A 12,370-nucleotide genomic window follows, 5' to 3' on the forward strand; every position below is an offset into this window, starting at 1 on the left:
GTGCCGGGCCGGGGACACCGCGGTTCAGCGGGCGAGCGGGAGGGGAGCCGGCCGGTACGGCGACGGCCCCGTCCGCAGGCGGAGGTGCCTGGGCCGGGGCCGTGGGAAGTCGTGCAGGAGGAGCGTCAGTTCTGCCCCGACTCCTTCTCCCGCTTCAGGTTCTTCAGCCGCACGGTCTCCTTGCGGACCTCGGCCTGCGTGGCGCGCTCCTTCTCCAGCCACTCGGGCAGCTCGCGCCTGAGCTCCTCGATCTGCTCGGTGGTGAGCGGTTCCGTCACCCCGCCGCGCGCCAGTCCGGCGATGGACACGCCCAGCTTGGCCGCGACCACCGGACGCGGGTGGGGCCCGTTGGCCTGCAGCTCGCGCAGCCATTCCGGCGGGTTCTTCTGGAGCTCGGCCAGCTCGGCGCGCGAGACGACGCCCTCCTGGAAGGCGGCGGGCGTGGCGGGCAGGTACACGCCCAGCTTCTTCGCCGCGGTCGCGGGCTTCATCGTCTGGGCGGTCTGGTGCGAACTCATGAGGTCAAGGGTATCGGCCGGGCGCGGAAGCCCTGACCACGGCCGATGGCGCCGGCCCTGCACCGCCGCCGGAGGCAGCCCGCCCCGGCCGCCGCCGGGGGCCGTCCGTGGCCGATGCCGGGCGGTCGTCCGCTCCCCGTTAACCTGGGCTGGTGACAGGCTCGGAGGAAACACCGTCGTTCCGGCTCGCGTACGTTCCCGGCGCGACGCCCGCCAAATGGGTTCGGATCTGGAACGAGCGCCATCCCGGCATCCCCCTCACCCTCCTCCAGGTCCCCGCCGCCGAGGCGTCCGGCCTGCTGCGTGCGGGCGACGCGGACGCCGGTCTCGTACGGCTCCCGGTGGACCGTACGTTCTTCAGCGCGATCCCCCTCTACACCGAGACCACCGTGGTCCTCGTCCCCAAGGACCACGTGATCACGGCCGCCGAGGAGGTCACCGTCGCCGACCTCGCCGACGAGGTTCTCTTCCACCCCCTCGACGACGTCTTCGACTGGGACGCCCCGCCCGGCGAGCCCGCCTTCGAGCGCCCCGCGACCACCGAGGACGCCGTCGAGCTGGTCGCGGCCGGCGTGGGGCTCCTGGTCGTCCCGCAGTCCCTGGCCCGGCTGTACCACCGCCGGGACCTCACCTACCGGCCGCTCACCGACGGCCCGGAGTCGACCGTCGCCCTGTCCTGGCCCGAGGAGGCCACCACGGACATGGTCGACGACTTCATCGGCATCGTCCGCGGCCGCACGGTCAACAGCACCCGCGGCCGCCAGGCCGCACCGGCCTCGAAGCCGACGAAGGCGGCGCAGGCCGCGCCGGAGAAGGCCAAACGGGCGCAGAAGCCGGCCGCCGGGGCCAAGGCGACGCCGGGCGCCCGCACCGCACGCGCGCGTGCCGCCGGCGCGAAGTCCGCCAAGCCCGCGAAGCGCGGCAAGCCCCGCCGTCGCTCGTAGCCGCGGCCGGGCGGGCGCCACCCTGCCTCGCACCCGCTCCCGGTCTGCTCCCTCGCGCCCCGATCGCTTTCCGTGATCCGGGGTCCGCGCAGTGTCACGATGCCTGAGCGTTCCGTCGGAAGGCCGGGGTCTGCCGGATGCGGCGCCGTCGTGGCTGGTCGGGCAGTTCCTCCCCCAGCCTTCGGCCGGGGGTGCCCCCAGCGCCCCTTCGGGGGCGCTGCCCCGGCCCCTCCTGGTCAGGGTGTCAGGCTCTCGGCCTCCGGCATGCCTTGCGCTTTCGGTGTCTCCGGCGCCTTCGCCCGCTCCCCCAGGTCGGCCACCGCCAGGCCCAGCGCCACCAGGATGAACCCGACGGAGGTGACCAGGCCCAGCTGAAGCGCCTCGATGGCCGGGCCGCCGTGCGCGAGGTGGGCGAAGTACACCGAGCCCACCACCGCGATCCCGGCCGCCGAGCCGACGCGCTGGCCGGTCTGCAGCACCCCGCCGGCCGCACCGGCACGCTTCACGGGGACGCGGGTCAGGGTGAGCGTGGTGTTGGGGGAGACCGTGATGCCGGAGCCGATGCCGCCGACGATCATCGGCACCGCCGCGGCCCACCCGAAGCTCTCCAACGGCACCAGCCGCACCACCGCGATGATGCCGAGCAGCCCGAGCGTCACCCCGGTGAGGCCCATGACGACCACCTTGCGGCCGTGGCGCATCACCAGCCGGCCGCCCAGGGCGGCACCGACCGCCGAGGCGACCGCGAACGGCAGCACCGCGACTCCGGCCGCCAGGGCGCTGTATCCCGCCGCGTTCTGCAGGAACAGGGCGAGGACGAAGAAGACCGTGGTGAAGCCGGCGAAGTAGGACAGGCTGATCAGCGCGCCGAGGGTGAAGGACCGCGTCGAGAACAGGCTCAGATCGAGCAGTGGCGCCTTTCCGAGCCGGCCCTGCCGCCGCTCCCACACCCAGAACAGTCCGAGCAGCACCGCGCCCACCGGCAGCAGCGCCCACTTCTCCTGTCCGGTCCACTGCTGCTCCTGCACCAGCGGCAGCATCAGCGCGAGCACGCCGCAGCCGAGGAGCAGCACCCCGAGCGGGTCGAACCGTTCCCGCCGGTCCGCCGACGCGGGATAGCGGGGCAGCAGCCGCAGGCCCGCGGCGAACGCGGCGACCCCGATGGGCAGGTTGACGAAGAACACCCAGCGCCAGCCGTCGTCGGTGCCGACGGCGTCGATGATCACACCGCCCGCCAGCGGGCCGACCGCCGTCGAGACCCCGATGACGCTGCCGAGCAGCCCGAAGGCCTTGGCGCGTTCGGAGACCTGGAACATCTGCTGGATCAGCGCCGAGGTCTGCGGCGCGACCATGCCCGCCGCCGCGCCCTGGATCAGCCGGAACACCACCAGCCGGTCGGGACTCGCCGCGAGCCCGCAGGCCGCCGAGGCCACCGTGAAGACGGCGAGCCCGATCAGGAAGGCCTGGCGCCGTCCGCGCATGTCGCCGAGTCGGCCCGCCGGGACGAGTGCCAGCCCGAAGGTCAGCGCGTACCCGGAGACCACCCAGGCCTGGGCGGCCTCCGTGGCGCCCAGGCCGCGCTCCATCGAGGGCAGCGCCACGTTGACGATCGAGGTGTCGAGCAGCGAGATGAAGCCGGCCGCGAGACAGACCCCGAGCGCCTTCCACCGCCGGTCGTCGGTGGCCGGCTGGGGCGGCTTTGAGCAGGTCGTGGTCATGCGGCCACGCTATGCAGGCATCCCGCGCCTCGCACGACCGGCGGAGCGAACGGATGGCCGGACTGCTCCTTCCGGGTGCCGGCCCGGGCGGCTTCCGCCGGAAGGCCGCCGTTCAGAGCGACGTGAGCCAGTCGTAGGCCGCGCGTGCCGTGAACTCCGCCTGGCCGCCGGGCAGGAGAAGATCGGCCGTGGACAGGAGATCGGCCTGTGCGGCCGCATAAGGGACCGCGATGCAGCGCATCCCGGCGGCGTGCGCCGCCGCCACGCCCGGAGCGGCGTCCTCCAGCACCACGCAGTCCGCCGGTGCGGCGCCGAGGCGGCGGGCCGCCTCCAGGAAGACGTCCGGCGCCGGCTTGCCGCGTGCCACCTCGTCGGCCGAGACCGCGGTGCGCAGATGCGCGCCGAGGCCCGTGCCGGCCAGGATCGCCTCGATCGCCTCGGGAGAGGAGCCGGAGGCCACCGCGGACGGGACGCCCTCGGCCGCCAGCAGCTCCACGAACTTCCGCATCTGCGGGTACGCGCGCGTACGGGTCCGGGCCAGCTCCAGATACCGCCGGTTCGTCTCCGCGAGCAGCTCGGCCACCGGTGGCCGCAGTCCATGACGGTCGCGCAGCAGGGTCACCGTCTCCAGCGTGCTGATGCCGACGAGGCGCTCGTGCACCGCCCAGGTGTAGTCCGTGACACCGTGCCCGGCCAGCATCTGCCGCGTCGCCTCGTAGTAGTTCGGCTCGCTGTCCACGAGTGTTCCGTCGAGATCGAAGATGACCGCGAGGCCGCCGAGATCGCTCATGCGATCAGGATGCCGTTACCCGCGTGCGGCCCGGCCGACGGACTCCACCAGCGGCAGCAACCGGTGCGGAACCCGTTCGCGCAGCGCCACCTCGGTACGGGTGCGCACCACGCCCGGCAGGCTGATCAGCTTCTGGATCACGTCCTCGAGGTGCGCGTTGTCCCGCGCCACCACCCGGGTCAGCAGATCCCCGCCGCCCGTGATCGAGAACGCCTCCACGATCTCCGGCACGGCGGCCAGCGCGTCCCCGACGTCGTCCAGATGCCCCTGGGTGACCTCGATGTGGACGAAGGCCAGCACCGGGTGGCCGAGCGCGGCGGGGGAGAGGGAAGGGCCGGTGCCCGTGATCACACCGTCCCGCTCCAGCCGGTCCAGCCGGGCCTGGAGCGTGCCCCGGGCGACCCCGAGGACCCGCGCGTACTCGCGCACGCTGGTGCGCGGCTGCTCCAGCAGCAGCCGCAGGATGCGGGTGTCGAGCTCGTCCACGGTCATGACGTGCGACTGTACCAATGGCTCAGCGGTGATCCCGGCCGACCTGGACCATTGGCGCTTCGGTCGTTGAGCCACCCTCGTCATGACTGGACCATTGGCACAGCGGAATCGACACCACTTGAGCCAGCAGCCCCTCTGGTGCTCTCATGGGTGTGTCGATGGCGCTGCGGATCCCCGCGGCGCCTTTTCTGTGCCGTCCGCGGGAGGGGAAGCAGTGCTGAAGAGGGTGTTCGTGGCTCCGGACCCGGGGCGGGTCCGGCTGCGCTTCGCCGCGCGCGCCGTGCTGGGCATCGGCCTCGCCGTCGTGGTCTGCGCACTGGCCGGGCACTCCGTCACGGGCGCCGTCACCGGCGGTCTCGCCGCGCTGCTGGCGCTGTTCACCGTCGCCGACGCCACCGTCCGCGGACAGGCCGTCACCACCGCGCTGCTGCCCGTCGTGGGCCTGCCGGTGCTCGCGGCCGCGGCCGAACTGCACGGCTTGCCGGTCGCCCGCGACCTGGTCTTCCTCGCCGTGGTCGGCGGGGGTGTGTATGCGCGCCGCTGGGGTCCGCGCGGACACAGCCTGGGCGTGTTCGCCTTCATGACCTTCTTCGTCGCCCAGTTCCTGCACGCCACCCCCCGACAGCTGCCCGAGCTGTACGCCGCCGTCCTGCTCTCCGTGCTCAGCGCCGCCGCCGTCCGCTTCGGTCTCTGGTGCTACGAGCGCCGCCTGCCCCCGCCGCCGGTTCCCGCTCCGCCCGCCGGCACCGGACTGGCCCGGGTGACCACCCGGCAGGCGGTCCAGGCGACCGCGGGCGCGGGTTTCGCGCTGGTCGCCGGTCAGCTGGTGTCCGGTCAGCGCTGGTACTGGGCGGTCGGCGCCACCTGGTGGATCTTCGTCAACACCGCCTCGCGCGGCGAGACCCTGGTGCGTGGCTTCCGCCGGGTCCTCGGCACCGTCATCGGCATCGCGCTGGGCCTGCTGGTCGCCGCCCCGTTGCAGGGCGCCCCGGTTCCCACCGCCGTCCTGGTCACGGCCGCCGTCTTCGGCATCTTCTACACGGCCGCCGTCTCCTACACCTGGATGATGCTCTGGGTGACCTTCCTCGCCGAGCTGCTCTACGGCCTGCTCGGCGTCCTCACCCCCGGCCTCCTGGGGCTGCGGCTGGCCGAGACCGCGGTGGGCGCCCTCGGCGCCGTCCTCGCCGTGCTGTTCGTGCTGCCGGTCACCACCCACCTCACCACCGACGCCTGGATCCGGCGCGCCCTGCGCTGCGTGCGCGCCTGCACCGCCGAGGCCGCCGCCCGGCTCGCCGGCTCCGCCACCGCCGACCCGGCACCCCGGGTGGCCGAACTCGAACAGCTCCTCGGCCGGGTACGGCTCTCGGTCGCCCCGCTCGTGCACCCGCTCAACCCGATGCACGGCCGCAAGCGCCGCGCCCGCCGCGTCCTCGCCCTGCTGGACCACTGCGCCCGCGAGATCCGCGGCCTGGTGGCGGTCGCCGCCGACCCGGAGGCCTCGCACGACGCCCGGCTGGCCGCCGCCTGCTGGCGCGTCGAGGCCGCCGTCGAGGCGCTCACCAGGGGCTCGCAGCACATCACCGCCCCCGCCGAGCCGCCCGCCGAACCCGCCCTCGCCCATCTGCACGGCCTGGAGCGCGCCCTGTCCGAACTCGCCGAGCCACTGCGCACCCCCTCGCGCTCACCCCTGGTCGGCGCCTGAGACGCGCCGCCCCACACGCCCTGGTCTAGACCGCCAGCTGCTACCGTCGGCCCGGGCGGGACCGAACCGGCCCGTTCTGACTCGTACCGGCTCGTGGTGGCTCGCAGCGATAGGGGACAGCGGTGGCAGACGGCGGCAGGCGGCGCAGGGCCTTCATCGGGTCGTTCACGGCCGCGGGCGGCCCGGGGGTCGTCACGGCGGCGGTCCGTCCGGACAGTGGCGCCCTGGCCCTCCTGGAGAGCGTCGACGGCGTTCCCGACCCGTCGTACCTCGCGCTCGCGCCCGGCGGGCGCATCCTGTACGCGGTCAGCGAGACCGCCGACGGCGCGGTGGCCGCGTACCACGTCCACGACGACAAGCCGCGCCTCGCCGGGCCGCCGGTTCCGGTCGACGCCAGCGGCCCCACCCATCTGAGCGTCTTCGACGGCCATGTCCTGACCGCCAACTACGGCTCCGGCAGCGTCACCGCCGTCCCCGTCCGCCCCGACGGCACCCTCGCCCCCGCCCCCTCCGGACTGCTCCGGCACACCGGTTCGGGCCCGCACGAACGGCGTCAGCGCGGCCCGCACGCCCACCAGGTGCAGCCCGATCCCAGCGGCCGCTGGGCGGTCAGCGTCGACCTGGGAACCGACTCGGTGCGCGTCTGCACCCTGGACGAGGGCGCCCCCTCCCTCCACCGCGAGTTCGCCCTGCGCCCCGGCTCCGGCCCCCGCCACCTGGCCTTCCACCCCGGCGGCCGGTACGCCTACGTCGTCAACGAACTCACCCCGACCGTGACCGTCTGCCGCTGGGACGCCGGCACCGGCACCCTCAAGCCGCTGACCGAGACCCCGGTCCTGCCCGGCGCCCCGGCCGGCGACGCCTACCCGTCCGGTATTGCCGTCTCACCCGACGGCCGTTTCGTCTGGACGGCGACCAGGGGCGAGGACGTCCTGACCACGTTCACGGTCGACGGGGACCAGCTGCACCTGACGGCGACGGTCCCCTGCGGGGGCCACTGGCCGCGGGCGATCACCGAGGCGGGCGGCTTCCTCTACGCCGCCAACGAGCGGTCGGGCAACATCACCTGGTTCACCGTCGACCGGCGGACCGGCCAGCCCCGCTACGACGGCACGGTGGAGATCCCGGCGCCTTCCTGCATCGTTTTCGACTGACGTCGCCTGCAGCGCCCCGCAAGGGGCGCGGAGAGCTGCGCGACCAGCCCCCACCGGCCTGCGGTCAAGGACCGGCCGCAGCACCCCGAAAACAGCCGACGGCCCCCTCTCCGAGAAAGGGAGCCGTCGGCTTGTGTCGGCTCAGCGCACCGGCGCACCTTGCGGCTGCTGCGGCGCGATGCCCAGCGCCGTCGTGTACTTGGCCAGCGCCAGCTTCCCGATCGCCGGGTACGGCCCCAGCGGCTCGGCGGTGGCACAACCGGCCTCCTCCGCGGCCGCGGCCAGCAGCGCCGCGTCGATCTCCGGCCCTATCAGGTACGGCGCCAGCGCCAGCTGCTGCGACCCCGAACCCCGCAGCTGCTCCGCGACGGAGGCGATCGAACCCTCCTGGTCCAGCGCGGCGGCCATCACCGGCACGGCCAGGCGCGCGGCGAGCAGCATGCCGGTGATCCCGGCGGCCTGCACCGCCTCGTCGCCGCCCACCGACGCGAGGATGATGCCGTCCGCGGCCGTCGCCACGGTGAACAGCCTCGCGCGGTCGGCACGGGCCAGCCCCGCCTCCGAGAGGCGCACGTGCAGCGCCTCGGCGAGCAGCGGGTGCGGGCCGAGGACATCGGTCAGGTCGGCGGCGACCCGGCTCTCCATGACCGCGTGGCGGACCTGGCGCAGCAGCGCACTGTCCGGACCGGCCAGCAGCGGCACGACGACGGCGACCGGGCCGTCGGGGGCCTTGATCCCCTCGACGCCGGCGGCGACGGCCTGCTCGTAGCGGGCGGTGCGCTCCTCGGCGGCACCGGCCAGCACGGACTGGAGGGTGGGGAACTCCGCGTCGTCCCCGTCCAGGTACCCGATGCGGGCGTCGAGACCGGGCAGCTCGGAGCGGGCGATGCTCACGACCTCCTCGGCGAGGCTGCGCGTGGTCGCGCTGGGCTTACCCGGCACCGCGAGGACGAGCGCGGGCGCGTCCTCGGGAGCCACCAGCGGCTCGGGGCGGCGGTGCCGTCCGGGCTGGCGGGGGCGCGGCATTCGTACTGGCAGGCCGGCGGGCCCAGTGGGGGAGCTCATGGCGCCGCATGTTACTGGCTATCTGGGCTCCCTTGTTCGGGGAGGGTGCAGGTGAGCGGTATCCGTCCGCTTTTGTCTGATGAGTTACGCATGATTCGAAGGTGATCTCGTCACCTGTCGGACACTTCATGTGCCAACAGGATCAATACCCTTTTGTGTGTACAAGTTTTATGTGTACAACGGAGAGCATTTTCTCATCACCCGGCAGAGTGAGCCGCCCGGTGACCAGGTCACTCGCGACGCGTACCGCGCCGTGCAGCGGATCGCCCTCCGCCGGCACCTGCCGCGCCTGCGGCAGCAGCCGCGCCAACTCCTCGGCCACCGGTACCAGAAGCGGGTCGCCCAGCTTGAACAGGCCGCCGGTGAGGGCGACCAGGGGTTCACCCGCCGCGGGGCAGACGGCGGCGGCCGACTCGGCCAGGTGCCGGGCGGCGGCGCGCAGGATCGCGGCCGCGACCGGGTCGCCCGCCTCGGCGCACTCCGCGACGCGCGGGGCGAACGAGGCGAGCACGGCGGGCCGGTCGGCGCGCGGATAGAGCTGTCCGGGCAGCGCGGGCAGTGGCCCGAACCGGTCCTCGGCGCCGGCCCGCAGCGCGGCCGAGCCGCCGTCGCGCCCGTCGAAGGCGCGCAGCGCAGCCTCCAGGCCGGCCCGGCCGATCCAGGCGCCGCTGCCGCAGTCGCCCAGCAGGTGCCCCCAGCCGTCCGCCCGCCGCCACCGGGTGAGATCGGTACCGGTCGCGATCAGCCCGGTCCCGGCGGCGACCACCGCGCCGGGGCGCGGGCCCAGGGCGCCGACGTACGCCGTCACGGCGTCGGCGGCCAGCGCGACCGTCCGCACCCCGAGCTCGCGGGCCAGCGCGCCCGGCAGCTCGGCTCGCAGCGCGTCCCCGAGACTGGCCAGCCCGGCGGCACCGACGACGGCTGTCGTCATCCGCTCCAGCCCGTACGAGTCGGCCAGCGCCCGTGCCATGGGCAGGAGTTGCTCCAGCAGGTGCCCGGGGTCGATGCCCCGCGCCCCGGTCCGCACCGGCTCCCGGGACTCCTGCGGAGCGGACGGCGCACCTCCCGGCACGCCCACGACGGCCCGTAACCCGGAGCCGCCGGAGTCGACGGCGAGGAACCCCGCCCCCCGGGGCCGGCCGCCCCCGTCGCTCACGGCAGACGCCAGTCCACCGGCTGTCCCCCCTGCTCGATCAGCAGGTCGTTGGCGCGGCTGAACGGGCGGGAGCCGAAGAAGCCGCGGTCCGCCGACATGGGGGAGGGATGCGCGGACTCCACCGCCGGCAACTGGCCGAGCAGCGGGCGGAGATTGCGGGCGTCGCGGCCCCACAGGATGGACACCAGCGGCTTGCCGCGGCCGGCCAGGGCCCGTATCGCCTGCTCGGTGACCTCCTCCCAGCCCTTGCCCCGGTGCGCGGCCGGGGTGCGCGGGGCCGTGGTGAGCGCCCTGTTGAGCAGCAGGACGCCCTGCCGGGTCCACGGAGTGAGGTCGCCGTTGGACGGCTGGGGCACACCCAGGTCGGTGTTCAGCTCCCGGTAGATGTTGATCAGGCTGCCCGGCAGCGGGCGCACCTCCGGCGCGACCGAGAACGACAGCCCCACCGCGTGCCCCGGGGTCGGGTACGGGTCCTGGCCGACGATCAGGACGCGGACGTCGTCGAAGGGCTGCTGGAAGGCCCGCAGGACGTTCGGGCCGGCCGGGAGGTAGGTGCGTCCCGCGGCGATCTCCGCCCGCAGGAAGTCGCCCATCGCGGCGATCCTCCCGGCCACCGGTTCCAGGGCCTTCGCCCAGCCCGGTTCGACGATTTCATGCAAGGGTCGTGGTGCCACGGCGTCACCCTACTGCCGTACACGGGTCGGCGATCAAGCTGAGGCCACCGTGGTCGCGGGACGACCGGGAACGACCGGACCGGCGCCCCGGATGACAGAAACCGCCCTCCTGCGGGGGGCCCGGCATCAGGTGACGACCGCCGCCCGTACGCACAGCACGTCCGGAAGATGGGAGGCCAACTGGCGCCAGCTGTCGCCGTCGTCGGCCGAGGCGAACACCTCGCCGTTGCGGTTGCCGAAGTACACCCCGGCCGGATCCCCGTCGTCCGTGCAGAGCGCGTCGCGCAGCACCGTGCCGTAGTGGTCCTCCGGCGGCAGCCCCGCCGACAGCGGCTCCCAGGTCCTTCCCGCGTCGGCCGTGCGGAAGACCCGGCACCGGTGCCGGGCGGGCACCCGGTCGGCATCCGCGTTGATCGGGAAGACGTACGCCGTCTCCCCGCGGTGCGGATGGGCGGCCGCCGCGAAACCGAACGTGGACGGCAGCCCCTCGCCGATGTCGGTCCAGTGCGCCCCCGCGTCGTCGCTCCGGTACACCCCCCAGTGGTTCTGCAGATACAGCCGGTCCGGATCCGCCGCGTCCTGCGCGATCTTGTGCACGCACTGGCCGAACTCCGGGTCGGGGTCCGGCAGGAAGACCGCGGAGACACCGGAGTTGGACGGCGTCCAGCTCGCGCCGCCGTCGCCGGTGCGGAACACGCCGGCCGTCGAGACGGCGACCGTCACCGCCTTCGGGTCGCGCCGGTCGGTGACCACGGTGTGCAGGCCCTCACCGCCGCCGCCCGGCACCCACTTGTCGCGCGTCGGGTGCTCCCACAGCGGCCGGACCAGGTCGAAGCTCTCCCCGCGGTCCTCGGACCGGTACAGCGCGGCGGGTTCCGTGCCCGCGTAGACCACGTCCGGCTCGGCGGCGGCCGGGTGGAGCTGCCAGACCCGCTCCAGCGAGGCACCGGTGTCCTTGGGGAACCGCACGGCGGGGCGGGCCGGTTCGGTCCAGGTGCGGCCCAGGTCGTCGGAGTGGAAGACCGAGGGCCCCCAGTGCGCGCTGTCGCCGCCCGCCAGGAGCCGGGGCCGCCCGCCCCGGGTGTCGATGGCGACCGAGTAGATCGCCTGCGCGTTGAAGTAGGGAGTCTCGTCGAACTCCCAGGCGCCACCTCGCCGCCTCCCGAGGAAGAGCCCCTTGCGGGTCCCTACGGCGAGCAGTACCTCGGTCATGCCGATCACCTCCATGACGTCCTTGTCACAGTCCTGGCCGCGGTTGCCGTCACAGCCGGCACTCGGATATCGGCCAGTCTGCACCTCACCACTGACAGTCCCCAGGGGGACGACGTCACCGCAGGTCGGAGCCGCCGTGTCGGCCGGTCGAACGCGGCGGCGGAACGCGTTCGGACAGACGCCTGCGCGAGCGGGGTCAGTCGTGCGACCGTCGACTCGGAGTTCGCCGTGAGCAACGAAGCGGCCGCTCCCGTATGGGAGGACGGTCCGGGCTGTCCGTGCGCGCGTGAGGAGGATGCCTTTGAAGGCGTTCCGTGGTCCGAAGGTCTGGCTGTGGCGCTGGCGGCGCAACCCGCTGAAGCGCCGTGCCGACACGATGGAGGCCTGGGTGCTGCTCGGCGCCTGGCTGCTCACCCTGCTCGCCGGGGTGCTCGCCGGGCTCGCGGCGGCCCGGTCGGTCGAGGACGGCCTGGCCCGCGAGCGCGTCGAGTGGCGCCCGGTCGTGGCCCATGTCATGGACAAGGCTCCCGGCTCGGCGGCAGCGAAGTCCGGCTCCTCCGGCTCCTCCGAGTCCTCCGACGCGTCGAACGGCGAACGGGTCTGGGCGCGCGTGGGCTGGACCGTCGCCGACGGCTCCGCGCACACCGGCCAGGCGCGGGTCCCGGCCGGCAGCAAGGTCGGCACCCCGGTCACCGTCTGGACGGACCTCCAGGGGCACCTCGTCACCCGGCCCGCCACCACCTCCGAGGCCCACTTGCGCTCCGCGCTGATCGGCGGCCTGGTCGGGCTGAGCGCGGCAGCCGTCCCGTTCGTCGCCGGGCTGGTGGCGCGCGGCCGGCTGGAGCGGCGCCGGATGGACCGCTGGGACGCGGAATGGGCACGGCTCGGACCGCAGTGGGGCCGCATGACCGGCTGACGCGGGCGTCGGCGCCCGTGCTCTGCGGC

Annotated in this window: 12 protein-coding genes; 4 read left to right on the plus strand and 8 right to left on the minus strand. The window is 74.2% G+C overall.

Annotated features, from left to right (window positions below; genetic code table 11):
• Window positions 1–125: 125 nt before the first annotated feature.
• On the minus strand, window positions 126–518 hold the full coding sequence (locus ACFY6U_RS46765; RefSeq protein WP_390048459.1) for a DUF5997 family protein: 393 nt from the start codon (window positions 516–518) through the stop codon (window positions 126–128).
• A gap of 152 nt (window positions 519–670) precedes the next feature.
• Between ACFY6U_RS46765 and ACFY6U_RS46770 the strand changes: the two genes are divergently transcribed.
• Window positions 671–1,462, plus strand: coding sequence for a LysR family substrate-binding domain-containing protein (locus ACFY6U_RS46770; RefSeq protein WP_390048461.1), 792 nt, complete (start codon window positions 671–673; stop codon window positions 1,460–1,462).
• Window positions 1,463–1,698: 236 nt separating this feature from the next.
• On the opposite strand, the gene ACFY6U_RS46775 is transcribed toward ACFY6U_RS46770, so the two are convergent.
• The 3 genes from ACFY6U_RS46775 to ACFY6U_RS46785 form a co-directional block, all read right to left on the minus strand.
• Window positions 1,699–3,180 (minus strand): MFS transporter, encoded by a 1,482-nt coding sequence (locus ACFY6U_RS46775; RefSeq protein ID WP_390048463.1) that lies wholly within the window; start codon window positions 3,178–3,180, stop codon window positions 1,699–1,701.
• 112 nt (window positions 3,181–3,292) lie between these two features.
• Window positions 3,293–3,970 carry an HAD family hydrolase gene (locus ACFY6U_RS46780; protein WP_390048465.1) on the minus strand — a complete coding sequence of 226 codons (678 nt, stop codon included), beginning with the start codon at window positions 3,968–3,970 and terminating at the stop codon, window positions 3,293–3,295.
• Window positions 3,971–3,985: 15 nt separating this feature from the next.
• A complete protein-coding gene (locus tag ACFY6U_RS46785; protein WP_351500967.1) occupies window positions 3,986–4,462 on the minus strand; it encodes an Lrp/AsnC family transcriptional regulator in 477 nt (158 codons plus the stop codon).
• A gap of 214 nt (window positions 4,463–4,676) precedes the next feature.
• Here ACFY6U_RS46785 and ACFY6U_RS46790 point away from each other — a divergent pair, with 214 nt between their 5' ends.
• Window positions 4,677–6,164, plus strand: a complete 1,488-nt coding sequence (locus ACFY6U_RS46790) for an FUSC family protein (RefSeq protein WP_390048467.1) — start codon at window positions 4,677–4,679, stop codon at window positions 6,162–6,164.
• A gap of 122 nt (window positions 6,165–6,286) precedes the next feature.
• The gene (locus ACFY6U_RS46795; RefSeq protein ID WP_390048469.1) at window positions 6,287–7,318 is read left to right on the plus strand and encodes a lactonase family protein; all 1,032 of its coding nucleotides are present in this window, start codon (window positions 6,287–6,289) and stop codon (window positions 7,316–7,318) included.
• Between the two features lie 141 nt (window positions 7,319–7,459).
• Here ACFY6U_RS46795 and ACFY6U_RS46800 read toward each other — a convergent pair whose 3' ends face one another.
• From ACFY6U_RS46800 to ACFY6U_RS46815, 4 genes are all read right to left on the minus strand, one after another.
• Window positions 7,460–8,383, minus strand: a complete 924-nt coding sequence (locus ACFY6U_RS46800; RefSeq protein WP_390048471.1) for a sirohydrochlorin chelatase — start codon at window positions 8,381–8,383, stop codon at window positions 7,460–7,462.
• A 142-nt stretch (window positions 8,384–8,525) separates the two neighbouring features.
• Window positions 8,526–9,539: an N-acetylglucosamine kinase gene (locus ACFY6U_RS46805; RefSeq protein WP_390048473.1), complete on the minus strand. Its 1,014-nt coding sequence runs from the start codon at window positions 9,537–9,539 to the stop codon at window positions 8,526–8,528.
• On the minus strand, window positions 9,536–10,213 hold the full coding sequence (locus ACFY6U_RS46810; protein WP_390048475.1) for a uracil-DNA glycosylase: 678 nt from the start codon (window positions 10,211–10,213) through the stop codon (window positions 9,536–9,538). The genes ACFY6U_RS46805 and ACFY6U_RS46810 overlap by 4 nt, the downstream gene beginning before the upstream one ends.
• A 126-nt stretch (window positions 10,214–10,339) precedes the next feature.
• Window positions 10,340–11,425 carry a WD40/YVTN/BNR-like repeat-containing protein gene (locus ACFY6U_RS46815; protein WP_390048477.1) on the minus strand — a complete coding sequence of 362 codons (1,086 nt, stop codon included), beginning with the start codon at window positions 11,423–11,425 and terminating at the stop codon, window positions 10,340–10,342.
• 295 nt (window positions 11,426–11,720) lie between these two features.
• Here ACFY6U_RS46815 and ACFY6U_RS46820 point away from each other — a divergent pair, with 295 nt between their 5' ends.
• The gene (locus ACFY6U_RS46820) at window positions 11,721–12,341 is read left to right on the plus strand and encodes a hypothetical protein (RefSeq protein ID WP_390048479.1); all 621 of its coding nucleotides are present in this window, start codon (window positions 11,721–11,723) and stop codon (window positions 12,339–12,341) included.
• Window positions 12,342–12,370 lie beyond the last annotated feature (29 nt).

Source organism: Streptomyces sp. NPDC013157 (assembly GCF_042899865.1).
Lineage (GTDB): Bacteria > Actinomycetota > Actinomycetes > Streptomycetales > Streptomycetaceae > Streptomyces.

Coding starts and splice junctions, on each gene's coding strand:
- ACFY6U_RS46765 (WP_390048459.1), bottom strand. CDS start 518: ATGAGTTCGCACCAGACCGCCCAGACGATGAAGCCCGCGACCGCGGCG.
- ACFY6U_RS46775 (WP_390048463.1), bottom strand. CDS start 3,180: ATGACCACGACCTGCTCAAAGCCGCCCCAGCCGGCCACCGACGACCGG.
- ACFY6U_RS46780 (WP_390048465.1), bottom strand. CDS start 3,970: ATGAGCGATCTCGGCGGCCTCGCGGTCATCTTCGATCTCGACGGAACA.
- ACFY6U_RS46785 (WP_351500967.1), bottom strand. CDS start 4,462: ATGACCGTGGACGAGCTCGACACCCGCATCCTGCGGCTGCTGCTGGAG.
- ACFY6U_RS46800 (WP_390048471.1), bottom strand. CDS start 8,383: ATGAGCTCCCCCACTGGGCCCGCCGGCCTGCCAGTACGAATGCCGCGC.
- ACFY6U_RS46815 (WP_390048477.1), bottom strand. CDS start 11,425: ATGACCGAGGTACTGCTCGCCGTAGGGACCCGCAAGGGGCTCTTCCTC.
- ACFY6U_RS46820 (WP_390048479.1), top strand. CDS start 11,721: ATGCCTTTGAAGGCGTTCCGTGGTCCGAAGGTCTGGCTGTGGCGCTGG.